Origin of the sequence: Streptomyces sp. CT34, assembly GCF_000805335.1 — a bacterium.
Classification (GTDB): Bacteria; Actinomycetota; Actinomycetes; order Streptomycetales; family Streptomycetaceae; genus Streptomyces.
Genome location: NZ_KN708638.1, coordinates 3535570 through 3549743, shown reverse-complemented (window position 1 = coordinate 3549743; position 14174 = coordinate 3535570). Strand labels below are relative to the sequence as shown.

Below are 14174 nucleotides of genomic sequence, written 5' to 3'. Positions count from 1 at the left end.
CCCCCCCCCGGCGGGGCCCCGCCGATCCAGTGGACCGCGCGCACCGGACTGCCGCGTCGGCGCAGCAGTTCGAGCGCGGAGTCCAGAGTCGGATCTCCTGTCGGCCGTGCCATCACCACGGCGATACGATCCCCGTCTGGGGCTATCCGTCCTGCCAGAGCCAGCTCTACTAGCTGGGCCCCGGCCAGGCCGAGGTCGAGCGACTGCGGCTGCGCTGTGGTGCCCGTGGCCGGGTCCAAAGCCAGCAGCAGAAGCTCCTCCGGAATTGTTCTGCGGCTCCTGCCCATCCATGCCTCCCCGCGTGGATGAATGACAGGGTGACCCCTCTCACATTCATCTGTCGAGGGTGCGTGGGGGGTTCGGTAGGGAACCGGTAGGTATGTCGTTCTCGTCTAGCACGTCGGCAACATCTTCTGCGGGGTGCGGCGTGTACCGGTACGCGTCGCGGTGGGGTGGCGCCGCTGGGACACAGGACACTTGGGAACACTGGTGCAGGTTGGTACCGGCCGGCACCAGGCAGGGCAGTGCGACGTAGTGAAGGAGACATCGGTGGCGGGCGAGTCCCCCGACAAGTCGGACAAGAAGTCGGACAAGGAGCAGTCGTCGGGGGAGACGGCGCGCACCGAACGCGATCCGCGGCTGTCCGTCAGCCGCGGGGGCGGGGGCGGGGCGGCGAAGCCGGCCGGGGCGGACGACGGGGATACGGCGGACGCGGAGCCGTCGGAGTCGGAAGCGAAGTCGGAATCGGGATCGGCGCCGGAATCGGGATCGTCGTCGGAGTCGCGGGCCGGGAAGGGGCCGAAGGACTCGGCGGGGGCCAAGGGCTCCAAGGATTCCAAGGGCTCCGAGGACTCCAAGGGGGCGGTGGGCGCGAAGGGCTCGGGTGGCGACGCTGGGCGTACGCCGGAGCCCGTGAAGGAGTCTGAGGCGCCTCAGGAGGCCGCGGAGGGCGACGCCGGGGCCGCGGGCGGCGACGACCGTCTACGGGCCGCTGTGGCGGCCTGGGTCGCGCGTACGGACGATGCAGGGGCCACGGACCCCGCCGCGGACGGCGCCGAGGGCTCGGATGACGCTGCGGACGACGCCGAGCGTGCGGGCGGTGCCGAGGACGCGGATGGTGCCGAGGGTGCGGGCGGTCCCGAGGGTGCGGGCGGTGCCTCGGTCGCCGAGTCGGCGAAGAGTGCCGAGCCGGCCGCGGAGCCGAAGGCCGGAGCCGGCGCGAAGGCGGACCGTAAGCCTGCCGAGAAGGTGGACGGCAAGGCTGCTGATGACGGCAAGGCTGCGCAGAAGGCGGGCGCGAAGCCGGCGGCCGATGCCGAGCCGGACGCGAAGGCCGGTGCGGGTGTGAAGGGGGAGGCTCCCGGGGCCGGGTCCGGTGGCGGGGCTGCCGCCGTGTCGGACTCCCCGGCTGTGGACCAGGCCACCGCCGTCTTCAAGACGGCGGGCTTGAAGACGGCGGTGGCCGGGAGCGCCGACGAGGCGCCGGCCGATGACGCGACGCGCACGTTTGCCATTGCGAAGCAGAAGGAGGGGGAGGCGAAGAGCGAGGGCGCGGCGGAGGAACGTCCCGTCGACAGCCCGACCACCACCTTCAAGATCGACAAGGGCGCCGCGAAGCAGGCCGACGAGGCCGACGCGAAGGCGAAGGCGAACGGCGAGGAGAAGGCGAACGGCGAGGCGAAGGAAGCCGGGGCCGGGGCCGGTGCCAAGGCCGGGGACGCCGCCAAGCCCGGGGCCGAGGAGGAGCGGGACGCCGAGCGGACCAGCCAGTTCGTGGCGCTGAAGTCGACGGACGGCGGTGCGGCGGAGCGGTCGATCGGCAAGACCGCGCCCAGGACTCCGGCCCGTACGGCCGACAAGGCGGCCGAGACCGCCGAGAAGGCCGACAAGAGCGACACGGCTGGCAAGAGCGACGCGGCAGACACGGCGGAGAAGGCAGAGAAGGCGGGCAAGGGCAAGGTCGACGGCGACCGCGACGGCGGCACGGCGGCGAAGGCTCCCGAGAAGGCGCCGGCTGCGGCGCCCGGTGCGCTGCCGGCCGCCGTACCGCCCAAGCCCACCGAGAAGCCGGCCGTCGCACCGCCGGCGGCGGGTTCCGCCACCGCGGCCGGCGCCGAGGTCGGTTCGGCGACGGGGTCCGGCACCGAATCCGGTGCCGGGTCCGCCGCCGAGTCGGAGTCCGAGCGGACCCGGCAGGAGCCGCTGCCGCCGCTGGACCTGCTGGCGCAGCTCACCAACACCCCGCCGCCGCCCGAGACTCCGCTGCGCACGGTCATCCGGCGGATCAAGATCTGGACCCCGCTGGTCGTGCTGCTGGGGATCATCTTCGTGATCGTCCAGTCGCTGCGTCCGCTGCCCGACCCGACGCTGGCGGTCGGTTCGTCGACGGCGTTCACGTTTCAGGGCGGCAAGCTCTCGGTGCCGTGGCCCGACCAGGGCCAGGCCGCGGCCGAGGTCGTCGGCGTGGGCAGCCTGGGCACGTCCGGCCAGGCCAAGCCGGTGCCGACGGCGAGCGTCGCCAAGGTGATGACCGCCTACGTGATCCTGCGCGACCACCCGCTGAAGAAGGGGGAGAAGGGCGCGACGATCACCATCGACGCGAAGGCGGAGGCCGACTCGCACAACAAGGACGAGTCGCGGGTGCCGCTCAAGGCGGGGCAGACGTTCAACGAGTACCAGATGCTCCAGATGCTGATGATCCCGTCGGGCAACAACGCCGCGCGCCAGCTGGCCCGTTGGGACTCCGGGTCCGAGGCCGCGTTCACGAAGAAGATGAACGCCGCCGCCAAGGACCTGGGCATGACCCGGACCACGTACACCGACCCCAGCGGTCTCGACAAGACGACCGTCAGCACCGCCGTCGACCAGCTCAGGCTCGCCGAGGCGGTGATGAAGAACGACGCCTTCCGCGCGGTCGTCACCACCGAGAACGTCAAGATCGACGGTCTGCCGGACAAGATCTACAACAACAACAGCCTGCTGACGACGATGCCGGGCGTGGTCCGCGGTATCAAGACCGGCTCCAGCTCGCCGGCCGGCGGCGCCTTCATGTGGGCCGCATACCGCACCGTCGGCGGCAAGGACCAGCTGCTGCTCGGTGTGACGATGGACCAGCGGGCCCGCGGCACCGACCCCAACGCCCATCTCCAACTGGCCCTGGAGAACAGCCAGAAGGTGATCGGCGCGGCCAAGGACGCGCTGTCCTCCGCCACCGTGGTGAAGAAGGGACAGGTCGTCGGCTACGTGGACGACGGGCTCGACGGCCGGACGCCGGTGGTCGCCACCAAGGACCTGACGGCGGTCGGCTGGCCCGGTATGAAGGCGACGTTCTCGATCGGCGACGGCGGCAAGGCCGTACCGCACACGGCGAAGGCCGGTACGGTCGTCGGCGAGCTGACGGTCGGCAACGGTGCGAGCCAGCAGAAGGTCCCGGTGGCGCTGCAATCGGACCTGGCCGAGCCGACGTTCGGGGCGAAGCTGACCCGCCTGGGGTGAGCCGCGGGGGCCGGGCGGCCGTGACGACGGCCGCCCGGCCCCGGGCTCCCCGCCGCCGGCCCGCTTCCGCACCCCGCCCGTACCCCCGCCCCTCCGTCCCCGCCCGTACCGCCCCTCCGTCCCCTCGCGACCGGAGCCCGTCATCGACGCAGCGCCAGCGCACAAGACGTATCAGGCGTCCGCTTCCGCCCCCGCCTCATCCGCCACCGCGGCACGGGCGCTGCGGAGCGCGGTGGTGCTGGCACCCGCGGGGCTGATGCTGTTCCTGGGGGCGTGGGGGATCCGCCGGCAGGACGCCATCTGGCGTGACGAGGCGGCCACTTACGACATGGCGCACCGCAGCCTGTCCGATCTGTGGCTGACGCTGCTCCATGTCGATGTCGTGCACGGCCTGTATTACGCGCTGATGCACGTCTGGTTCGTCGTCTACGACGCCACCCTCGGCAGCACCCTCGGCGCGGTGATCGGCCTGCGGCTGCCGTCGGTCGTGGCGATGACGGCCGCCGCGGCGGGGATCGCGCTGCTGGGGGAGCGCCTGGTCGGGCGGCGGGCGGGGCTGTTCGCGGGGCTCGCCTTCGCGCTGATCCCGGTCGTGCAGCAGTACGCGCAGGAGGGGCGCTCCTACGCGACGATCTGCGCGCTGGTCGTCTGGGCCACGTATCTGCTGGTGCTCGCCGCCGCCCGCCCGCGCCGCCAGTCGTGGTGGGGCTACACCGCGCTGATGCTGTTCGCCTGCCTGCTGCACGAGTTCGCGGCGCTGGCGCTGCCCGCGCACGGCGCCGCGGTCATACTGGCCCGGCTGCCCCGCCGCGTGCTGCGCGCCTGGGCCCTGTCGGCGGTCGCCGTCCTCGCCGGACTCGCCCCGCTCGCGGTCTTCAGCACCCGGCAGTCGGCCCAGATCAGCTGGCTCATGTGGCCGGACCCGCTGCAGCTCCTGACGTTCGCCGTCCTCGCGGTCCTCGGCTTCGGCTGCGCCCGCGTCCGCATACTCTCCCGCGGCCCGATCGGGCTGCGCGCCGTCGGCATCCCGCTGCTGATCCTGCCCACCCTCCTCCTGCTCCTCCTCTCCCACGTCGAACCCGCCTACGTGGACCGCTACGTCCTCTACTACGTCGCCGGCTTCGCCCTGGTCGCGGGTGCCGCGCTGGCCCGGCTGCTGCGGCCGGCGGGCGAGCTGGGCCAGACCCGCGGCCGGCTGCTGCGGCGGGTGCTGGCCCTGTCACTGGCCCTTGCCGCGCTGCTGCCGGTGGACGTGCATCTGCGCAGCCCGGACAGCCGGGTCGACGACGCCACCGCCGTCGCCCAGGCGGTGCGTGAGGTGTCCGAGCCGGGCGACGGGCTCCTGTTCATGCCGTCCCGCCGCCGTGTCTGGATGGCGACCCGGCCGCACGACTTCCGCGGTCTGGACGATCTCGCGCTGGACAGGAGTCCGGTGGCGTCCCACACCCTCTACGGGACGGAGCTCTCCGGCGACCGGATCCGCGACCGGATGTTGGCCAGTCGCCGGATCGTCGTGGCGGGCGACCCGGCCGGGCAGCCGGCCGACGACAACGACCAGGAGCTCGCCAAACGGGCCACGCTGCGCGGGGAGTTCGTGGTGTGCGGCAGCACGGAGGTGCGCGGCGCCCGGATAACGGTCTATGCGCGGGCCGGCGGCGCCGGGGGCGGCTGCCGGGACGGGGCGGACGCGGTGCGGCAGCCCCCGGCGGGCCGCGGACAGCCGAGGCCGCGCGCCGGACGGCCGCGGCCACGCGCTCCCGGACCGACGGCCCGCCGCGCGGCCCCTGTCACAGCGCCCGTCACAGCCGCCCCCGTCACACCAGTCCCGCCGCCGCCCCGTCGATCCCCAGTAGCTCCCTGAGCGCCCGGGTGCCGTCCGGGGTCAGATGCTCGCTCGCGGTCGACGGCGCGACCTGCGCGTACCCGGCGAGTTCGGCGACGGTCCAGGCCCGTCCGTCGAGCAGTGCCAGGCAGAACGCGGCGCGGGTGCGGTCCGCCAGCAGCCCCGCCAGCCGGGCCGGCTCGGAGCTGTGGTCGGACGACGGCGGAGGGGGCGGGGAGGCCATGTGCCCATTGTCCGCCGCGACGTTTCGGCGGCCACCGATACGTCTGTGTCGACGCTCCTGGATGCCGGGCGGGCCCTGGCGGGAGGAGGTCCGCCGTCCTGGCGGGAGGTCGGCTCTTCGGCTGTCCTGGCGGGAGGTCGGCCGTCCTAGCGGGACGCGCGGTGTGCGCTGCCGGCGGCGGCCGTGTGCGGGGCGTCGTGGTTGCCGCGCCGGCGCACCGCGAAGGCGACGCCCGCCGCGCCCAGCGCACCCGCGCCGCCGATGAGGCCGGACTTCGGCAGCTGCCCGGCCTTCTCCGCGATGCCGGCCAGCCCCTCGTCGGGGAGGAGGATCGCCTTCCGGCTGCCCGCGTGTGCGCCGGAGTCGGCGAAGGCGGCGCCCGCGGGAAGCAGCAGGGCGACCAGCGCGCCGGTCGCGACGGTGGCGGTACGGATCACGGAGCGGCGCTGAGCCCGCATGGCTACTCCTCGTCGTGGACGGCCGGTGCCGTCCTGGGGTGCGGTACGGGGCAGCACGCTACGGAGCGTCCATAACGGCGATCCATACGTTGTGTAACAGTCACCCTCACCTTCTCCGGTCAGTCGTGAAACGGAGCGGCCGGCGGCGCCCGCCGGGGGAACGGCCGGAACAGTTGTCCGGCAGCCGCCGGAACGGCCGTCCTGAAGATTCCCTACCGCACCACCTTGGGTAGCTTGGTCGAGCTATGCCCGTAATGCTGACCTTTGAAGGCATTGGTGCGGATGCGGCGGACGCGCTTCGCCCGCCGGCGAACGGCACACGGCGGGCGAGGCAACGGCACACGGCGGGCGAAGGCGGTGACAACGGCATGCGGCACCGACGGCGCCCCGCGGGCGCGACGCCCACTACCCGCACCGCCGTGGCCGCCCTGGCCCTGGCCCTCGTCCCCGTCGCCGGCTGCGCGAGCCCCGAGGGCCTCAAGGACGACGGGCAGGCGCGCAGCGTGCACGCCCCGCACGAACTCTGGCCGCAGTACACCCCCGCGCCGCTCCGCGAGAGCGACAACCCCGCCGCCCTCAAACCCCTCCACGGCGTCCCGCGCATCCCCGCCGGCGACATGACCCACGCCGACCCGCTCGCCGTCCTCGACGCCGACTACACCTCCGACGGCGACCGCGCGCCCGCGCCCCGCTCGGTACGCCGCCCCGAGCTGCACGATCTCACCGACGACGGCAAGCCCGACCTGATCACCGTCGTCGATCTCGACCGCCGCACCAGCGATCTGCGCGTCTACACCGTCCGGAACGCGGTCGTCACCCGGATCCTCGCGCTGCGCGGCGTCCTCGCCGGCGTCGAACTGGCGGCCGGCCATCTCGCGGTCCGCGAACCCACCAAGGACCCGCGCTACGTCAGCGTCACCGACTACGTCTGGGACGGCCACTCCATGGGCCTGTGGGACCTCACCCTCGACCTCGCCCACAAGCCGAAGCCCTCGCCCGGACCCCCTTCGCCCGGACCGCCCTCGCCCGCCCCCACCGGTGCGCCCCCGTCCCCGACGAGCATCGGCCGGCGCGCTCCGTGGGCCGCCCCCGGTCCGCCCGGGACCCCGCCATGAGGCGCCCCCGCCCCGTCTCCCTCCGCTGGAAGATCGCACTGACCGTGACGGCGGTGTGCTGCGCGGTCGCCGCGGTCCTCGGCGTGCTCGTCCACAACGCGGTGGCCCGCCAGACCGTCGGCCAGGTCCGCAAGCAGACCCGTGCGGACCTCGACTCCGCACTGGACCTCTTCGAGTACGGCACCTCCCGCGAGGGCATCAACTCCGTCCTGGATCCGTCCGAACTCCCGGAAGAACTGCGGAAGTTGGTGCACCGCGGGCGGCGCGGAAGCATGGTCGGCAGCTACCGCGGACAGCCCGTGATGTGGGCCGCGGCGCCCGCCGGAAACCAGATCATGGCCGTCTGGTCGCCCTACGGGAACACCCGCAGCACCCTGGAGAAGTTCGACACCGCCATCCTGGGCTCGGCCGTACTCGCCGCCACCGCCGTCGCCCTCGCCGGCCTCTTCCTCGCCCGGCGCATCAGCCGCCGGCTGACCACCACCGCGGCCGTCGCGCGCCGCATCACCGCCGGCGACCTGGACGCCCGGGTGGGCGACGTCGCAGGTCAGTGGCCGCGCGGCGGCCCGGCGGCGTATGACGAGGTGGCGGCGGTGGCGGCGGCCCTGGACTCGGTGGCCGGCTCCCTCCAGGGCCGCCTCCAGGCCGAGCAGCGCTTCACCGCCGACGTCGCCCACGAACTGCGCACCCCGCTCACCGGAATCCTCGCCTCCGCCGCGCTCCTCCCGGAGGGCCGCCCCAAGGAGATGATCAACGACCGGTTGCACGCCCTGCACCGGCTCACCGAGGACCTGCTGGAGATCTCCCGGCTCGACTCCGGAACCGAACACGCCGACCTCGCCGCCTGCGCACTCGGCCCGCTCGTCACCCGCTCCGTACGCGCCACCGGCCTCGACACCGACGTACGGATCCTCGCCGACACCGTCGTCGAAACGGACCGGCGCCGCCTGGACCGGATCCTCGCCAACCTCGTCATCAACGCGCACCGGCACGGCCGGCCCCCGGTCGTGGTGACCGTGGACGCCCTGCCCGGCGGCATCCCCACCATCGAGGTGCGCGACCACGGCCCCGGCTATCCCGCGGACCTGCTCCACCACGGCCCGCAGCGCTTCCGCACCGACGCCCCGGGCCGCGGCAGGGGCCACGGTCTGGGCCTGACCATCGCCGTGGGACAGGCCGCCGTCCTCGGCATCGGCGTCTACTTCACCAACGCCCCCGACGGCGGCGCCCGTGCCCTCCTCGGCTTCCCGCCTCACCCCCCGGACCGCACCACCCCCTGAACCCCCTACCCTTCCTCACCGCTCGATGTCGCCACCGGACGATCCCGTCACCAGTCGATGCTCTGTCACCAGTCGCCGTCACCAGTCGATGTCGTCCGGCGGCTCCGGCACCACGTCCTCCTCCGCGGCCGGCGGCTCCGGCGTCTTCGCGGGGCCGTCCCCGGCGGCTGCCTCGCCCGCCTCCCCCGCATCCCGCCCGGCCAGCACATCCAGGATCTGCTCCCCGTACTTCGCGAGCTTGCTCTCGCCGACGCCGCTGACCGTGCCCAGCTCGGCCGTGGTGCCCGGTCGAACCGTCGCGATCTCCCGCAGCGTGGCGTCATGGAAGATCACATACGCCGGCACGCCCTGCTCCTTGGCCGTACGCCCCCGCCAGGCGCGCAGCGCCTCGAAGACCGGCAGCGCCTCCTCCGGGAGATCCACCGGCGCCCGCTTGGCCTTGGCCTTCGCCTTGGCCGCCCGCGCCGCCTTCTCCGGCTCCCGCCGCATCGGGACCTCGCGCTGCCCGCGCAGCACCTCGCCGCTCGCCTCGGTGAGCACCAGCGTGCCGTAGTCGCCCTCGACGGCCAGCAGGCCCTGTGCCAGCAACTGCCGCACCACGCCCCGCCATTCGGCCTCCCGCAGATCCTCGCCGATCCCGAAGACGCTCAGCGCGTCGTGATCGAACTGGATCACCTTGGCGGTCTTGCGCCCCAGCAGGATGTCGACGATCTGCCCCGCGCCGAACTTCTGCCCCCGCTCGCGCTGCAACCGCACCACCGTCGACAGCAGCTTCTGCGCGGGCACCGTCCCGTCCCAGGTCTGCGGCGGGGCCAGGCAGGTGTCGCAGTTGCCGCACGGGCCGCTCTCCTGGCCGAAATACGCCAGCAGCCGCACCCGCCGGCACGCCACCGTCTCGCACAGCGCCAGCATCGCGTCCAGATGGGCGGACAGCCGGCGCCGGTGCGCCTCGTCCCCCTCCGAGCCGTCGATCATCTTCCGCTGCTGGACCACGTCCTGGAGCCCGTACGCCAGCCAGGCCGTCGACGGCTGCCCGTCCCGCCCGGCGCGCCCGGTCTCCTGGTAGTACCCCTCCACCGACTTCGGCAGGTCCAGATGCGCCACGAACCGCACATCGGGCTTGTCGATCCCCATCCCGAACGCGATGGTGGCGACCACGACCAGTCCGTCCTCCCGCAGGAACCGCGCTTGGTTCTCCGCGCGCGTACGGGCGTCGAGCCCGGCGTGATACGGCACCGCGGCGACCCCGTTGTCCACCAGGAACTGCGCGGTCTTCTCCACCGAGGCCCGCGAGAGGCAGTAGACGATGCCGGCGTCCCCGGCGTGCTCCCCGCGCACCAGCTCCAGCAGCTGCTTCTTCGGCTCGCTCTTGGCCGCGATCCGGTACTGGATGTTCGGCCGGTCGAAGCTGGCCACGAAGTGCCGCGCGTCCGCCATCCGCAGCCGCGAGGTGATCTCGCCGTGGGTGGCCTCGGTCGCCGTCGCGGTCAGCGCGATCCGCGGCACGTCCGGCCAGCGGTCGTGCAGCATCGACAGCGCCAGATAGTCCGGCCGGAAGTCGTGCCCCCACTGCGCGACACAGTGCGCCTCGTCGATCGCGAAGAGCGAGATCTTCCCGCGGTCCAACAGCTGCACCGTCTGCTCGACCCGCAGCCGCTCCGGCGCCAGATACAGCAGATCCAGCTCACCGGCCAGGAACTCGGCCTCCACCAGCCGCCGCTCCTCCAGATCCTGCGTCGAGTTGAGGAACCCGGCCCGCACCCCGAGCGCCCGCAGCGCATCGACCTGGTCCTGCATCAACGCGATCAATGGCGAGATCACGACCCCGACGCCCGGCCGCACCAGCGAGGGGATCTGGTAGCACAGCGACTTCCCGCCCCCGGTGGGCATCAGCACGACCGCGTCGCCGCCCCCCACCACATGCTCGATGATCTCCCGCTGACTCCCGCGGAACGCGTCGTACCCGAACACCCGGCGCAGCACCTGCACCGCCTCGTCCGCCGCCCCGCCCGTCTCCGGGGCACCGTCTACATCCACGTCCACATCCACGCCCACGACCACTCCCGCTTCCGCCGAACCCACCCCGAAAGCGTACGAGCCCCGCCACCCCCGCCGCTCACCCTGTGGATAACTCCACCCGCCCCGCCGGGCCGACCGGCAGACACCACCGGCGGACACCACCGGCGGACAGTGCCAGACAGCAGAGGCCACCCGGGAACGTTCCCGGGTGGCCTCTGCTGTCTGGCGGTGGCGATGGTGGTGGCGCGCTTCCCGCGTCTCACGGGGTCCACGCCGATGCCGACCGCATGTGCACGGCTTCCGCCCACGCGGCCAGCAGCTGCTCGTACTCGGCCTGCTCCTCGGGCGACAGCGCGCCGCCGGGGCGGGCGGCCATGAATGCGCGTATCCGCTCGTTCGCCTCGTCGGGAGCGATAGAGGGGTTCATGGGGTGAATGGTATAGATCGTCTCGGGTAGGTGTGGCCGGTTTGCGCCAGTGAGGTCATGTGCCGTATCGAGCCCCGCTCGGCCACGCCGGTCCGTCCGACCGACCGACCCTCCGTCTGGCCGACCCTCCGTCTGACCGACCCTCCGTCTGACCGACCGATCGACCGATCGGCAGGCTCTCCCGACGAAGACGCTCGCCGGCCTGGCCGCTCATGCTGTGACGCGGGCGACCTCGTCGGCGCGGGAAGCCACCGCAGCTCCGGGCCGCTGCCCAGGATTCGCACCGGCACCGGCTGATCTCTCCGCGTGCGATCCCTGCGACAGCTCCCCGCCCCCCTTCTCCCCGACTCCCGACTCCCGCCTTCTGTCTCGGCCTTCTGCGCACACGGCGTGTGTGCCACCTGCGTGGCGACCGCGGATCCCCGGCACTCCGACTCGGTATCAGCCACAGGGGTTCGCTCAGGGTTTTCTCAGGGACATTCCCTGATGAGCCGGGCTGCCGGTGCGCAGGAGACTCGTGATCGGGCCGGTCGATCACCGGTCCCACCGCCACCACCATGGAGAGCCCCATCGTGAACAGCTCTGCCCGTCGCACCCGTTGGACCACCGTGGCCGCCTCCGGCGCATTGCTGACGGCTCTGGTCGCAGGTGTGGCCGCGCCCGTTTTCGCCGCCGGCCCGGCCCCGGCATCAGCCGCTGCCTCCGCGACGCTGCCCGAGCTGGACCCGGCCGCACTGAAGGCGGCCATCGGCGGCCTGCCGAACGCGCACGTCACCGGCGCGCTGGTGCGGATCACCGGCAGCGCGGGCCACTGGTCGGGCACCTCGGGCGTGGGCGACCTGAAGTCCGGTCAGGGCGTCCCGAGTGACGCGCACATCCGGATCGGCAGCATCTCCAAGGTCTTCACGGCCACCATCGTCCTCCAACTCGCCGCCGAGCACCGGATAAAGCTGGACGAGCCCGTCCAGCACTACCTCCCGGGCGTCCTGCCCGCCGGTCTGCCGCCCGTCACGGTCGGCCAGTTGCTCAACCACACCAGCGGTCTGCCACGCGGCGCCGCGAGCCCGGAATTCGGCGACGGCAGCCCGGAGTGGTTCGCCGCCGACCGCCTGAAGAGCCTCCCCCCGCAGCAGGTGATAGACCTGATGGCCGGTCAGCCGATGCAGTTCGCGCCGGGCGCCGCGCAGCAGTACAACGGCATGAACTACTACATGGCCGGCGTGCTGATCGAGAAGACCACCGGCCACACCTTCGCCCATGAGGTGCGGTCCCGGATCACCGGGCCCCTCGGCCTGCACGACACCCACGTCCCCGACGCCGACGACCCGCGCCTGCCGGGCCCGCACGCGCACGGCTATCTGACGGTGGGGTCCGCCGACGGCACCACGCATCCGGTGGACGTCACCGAGCAGAGCCCCTGGCCCTGGGCCGAGGGCGGCATGATCTCCACCCCCGCCGACCTGGACCGCTTCATCACCGCCCTCCTCCGAGGCCGGTTCCTCCCGCCGGCCCAGCAGGCCGAGCTCTTCGCGGTCCCCGACGTCCCCAGCTTCCACAGCAGCCAGTGCCGCACCGAGGCCGACGCCGGCCGGGCCTGCATGACCATGGGCCTGATGCGGGTCAAGGCGTCCAACGGCGTCGTGGTCTGGGGCAAGACCGGCTCCCGCCCCGGCTACACCAGCGGTGTGTTCGCCACCCGCGACCTCTCCCGCAAGATCGTCTACTCCGTCAACCCCACCGACCTCAACGGCGGCGAGATGCGCAACATCCAGCAGATAGCCGCCGCCTCCTTCGGCACCATCGTCCCGACCGAGAACTGATACCGAGGAGCCCGCCCGACGCGCAGCGGCCTTACCGGTATCGGTACCGGTAAGGCCGCTTGCTCCGCTTGCTCTCGTCCGCGAACGCGGCGCGGTGGGGTCAGCCGACCGCCCTCATCGTGTTACGGGGCGAGCAGCAGGTTGTTGGCGCGTTCCTTGGCGACGGTGTGGCGCTTGGCGACGTCCTGCCAGTTGACGACGTTCCACATGGCTTCGATGAAGTCGATCTTCTGGTTCTTGTACTGGAGGTAGAAGGCGTGCTCCCAGGCGTCGAAGACGAGGATGGGTACGGAGCAGATCTACGACCACCAGGGCAACGTCGGCCATGAGGCGGCCGGTGACCGGTTCGTAGGCCAGGACGCCCCAGCCGGAGCCCTGGGTGGTGGCGGAGGCCTTGGACAGCTGGGCCTTGAACTTGGCGAAGGAGCCGAAGCTCTCGGCGATGGCGTCGGCCAGTTCGCCCACGCCGTCCTTGTCCAGCGGTTCGCCGCCGCCGTCGCCGGTCATGTTGTGCCAGTAGATGCTGTGCAGGATGTGGCCGGAGAGGTGGAACGCGAGGTTCTTCTCCAGGCCGTTGATGCTGCCCCAGGCGTCCTTGTCACGGGCCTCGGCGAGCTGCTCCAGGGTGTCGTTGGCGCCCTTCACATACGCGGCGTGGTGCTTGTCGTGGTGCAGCTCGATGATCTCCGGGCTGATGACCGGAGCCAACGCCGTCTACCCGGGCTTCCCGGCCGACGTGCTGTTCTCCTTCCGCTTCTCCTTCCGCTTCTACTCCGTCACCGCCCAGACCCTGCTGTGGACGACCCTGGCCCTGGTCTTCGGCCCCATGGCCGAGCGTCTGCTCAACCGGCCGAGCAGGCATCCGAGCAACCGGCCCCCGCACAGCCCCGACCGACCATCGCCCCATGACGCACACGCAACCGGGGCCGCGGTCCTGGAACACATCGCGGCCCTCGGACCGTTCTTCGCCTTCGACACCCACGGTGCACGATCGGTCCCCACCGCTCCCTGGCGTCCCATGAGCGAACTGGTCCGGAACCCTGAGCCCTTGCTGGACCGTGCAACGGCCGTCCGCACGTTCCTGGCCGCCGGCAGCGGACGCCCGCCCGAAGCGGTCGAGCTACGGGTCGCAGCCCCCGTGACCCACCTTGGGCTGGTCGCACGCCTCATCTCCCCGGCCCTGGCCGCCACCCTGCACGACTTCCGGCTGTCCCTCCCCCTCGCGAACGCGCACTTGCAGTCCTCCCTCGGTGGAGCCTTCCCCCTCTCGCTACCGCAGGACGCCCTGACAGCCATCGGCCCAACGTCCCCGCCCGCCTCCAGCCGAACAGCAGACGACCTGCTCGAAGGCCCAATACAGGAACTCGTCAGGGCAGTTGAGCCCCTCTCCGTCTTCCCCCCGGCGTCCTGTCGGGCAACGTAGCCTCCGCGATCAACGGAGCGGCAACGGGCGTCACTGCCTCCGCCCCCTCCAGCGGACAACGAGCACACAAG

10 protein-coding genes and 2 pseudogenes are annotated in these 14174 nt (G+C 72.5%); 6 read left to right on the top strand and 6 right to left on the bottom strand.

Going from position 1 to position 14174, the window contains the following annotated elements:
* Positions 1-287 (bottom strand): GOLPH3/VPS74 family protein (locus RZ84_RS41135; RefSeq protein ID WP_241777724.1); only part of this gene is annotated, 287 nt, incomplete at its 3' end.
* Positions 288-549: 262 nt separating this feature from the next.
* Between RZ84_RS41135 and RZ84_RS15445 the strand changes: the two genes are divergently transcribed.
* Positions 550-3495: a D-alanyl-D-alanine carboxypeptidase gene (locus RZ84_RS15445; RefSeq protein WP_043264806.1), complete on the top strand. Its 2946-nt coding sequence runs from the start codon at positions 550-552 to the stop codon at positions 3493-3495.
* Positions 3496-3730: 235 nt separating this feature from the next.
* Positions 3731-5356, top strand: a complete 1626-nt coding sequence (locus RZ84_RS15440) for a glycosyltransferase family 39 protein (protein ID WP_241777723.1) — start codon at positions 3731-3733, stop codon at positions 5354-5356.
* A 22-nt stretch (positions 5357-5378) separates the two neighbouring features.
* On the opposite strand, the pseudogene RZ84_RS15435 reads toward RZ84_RS15440, so the two are convergent.
* A pseudogene (locus tag RZ84_RS15435) lies at positions 5379-5561 on the bottom strand (transcriptional regulator); the annotation flags it as partial.
* Positions 5562-5707: 146 nt separating this feature from the next.
* Complete coding sequence (locus tag RZ84_RS15430; protein WP_052229961.1) at positions 5708-6019, bottom strand: hypothetical protein; 312 nt, start codon at positions 6017-6019, stop codon at positions 5708-5710.
* Positions 6020-6387: 368 nt separating this feature from the next.
* Between RZ84_RS15430 and RZ84_RS15425 the strand changes: the two genes are divergently transcribed.
* Positions 6388-7134 (top strand): hypothetical protein, encoded by a 747-nt coding sequence (locus RZ84_RS15425; protein WP_241777722.1) that lies wholly within the window; start codon positions 6388-6390, stop codon positions 7132-7134.
* Positions 7131-8414: a sensor histidine kinase gene (locus tag RZ84_RS15420; protein WP_043269979.1), complete on the top strand. Its 1284-nt coding sequence runs from the start codon at positions 7131-7133 to the stop codon at positions 8412-8414. The genes RZ84_RS15425 and RZ84_RS15420 overlap by 4 nt, the downstream gene beginning before the upstream one ends.
* A gap of 78 nt (positions 8415-8492) precedes the next feature.
* Here the strand turns inward: RZ84_RS15420 and recQ are convergent, their stop codons facing one another.
* Together recQ and RZ84_RS38970 are read right to left on the bottom strand one after the other, a co-directional pair.
* Complete coding sequence (recQ, locus tag RZ84_RS15415; RefSeq protein ID WP_107068277.1) at positions 8493-10457, bottom strand: DNA helicase RecQ; 1965 nt, start codon at positions 10455-10457, stop codon at positions 8493-8495.
* A gap of 235 nt (positions 10458-10692) precedes the next feature.
* Positions 10693-10860: a hypothetical protein gene (locus RZ84_RS38970; RefSeq protein ID WP_157878835.1), complete on the bottom strand. Its 168-nt coding sequence runs from the start codon at positions 10858-10860 to the stop codon at positions 10693-10695.
* Between the two features lie 572 nt (positions 10861-11432).
* On the opposite strand from RZ84_RS38970, the gene RZ84_RS15410 reads away from it, so the two are divergent.
* Complete coding sequence (locus tag RZ84_RS15410; RefSeq protein ID WP_052229960.1) at positions 11433-12680, top strand: serine hydrolase domain-containing protein; 1248 nt, start codon at positions 11433-11435, stop codon at positions 12678-12680.
* 122 nt (positions 12681-12802) lie between these two features.
* Here RZ84_RS15410 and RZ84_RS15405 read toward each other — a convergent pair.
* Positions 12803-13388: pseudogene (locus RZ84_RS15405) on the bottom strand (superoxide dismutase).
* Here RZ84_RS15405 and RZ84_RS41130 point away from each other — a divergent pair.
* Complete coding sequence (locus RZ84_RS41130) at positions 13375-14103, top strand: hypothetical protein (protein WP_241777721.1); 729 nt, start codon at positions 13375-13377, stop codon at positions 14101-14103. The pseudogene RZ84_RS15405 and the gene RZ84_RS41130 overlap by 14 nt on opposite strands.
* Positions 14104-14174 lie beyond the last annotated feature (71 nt).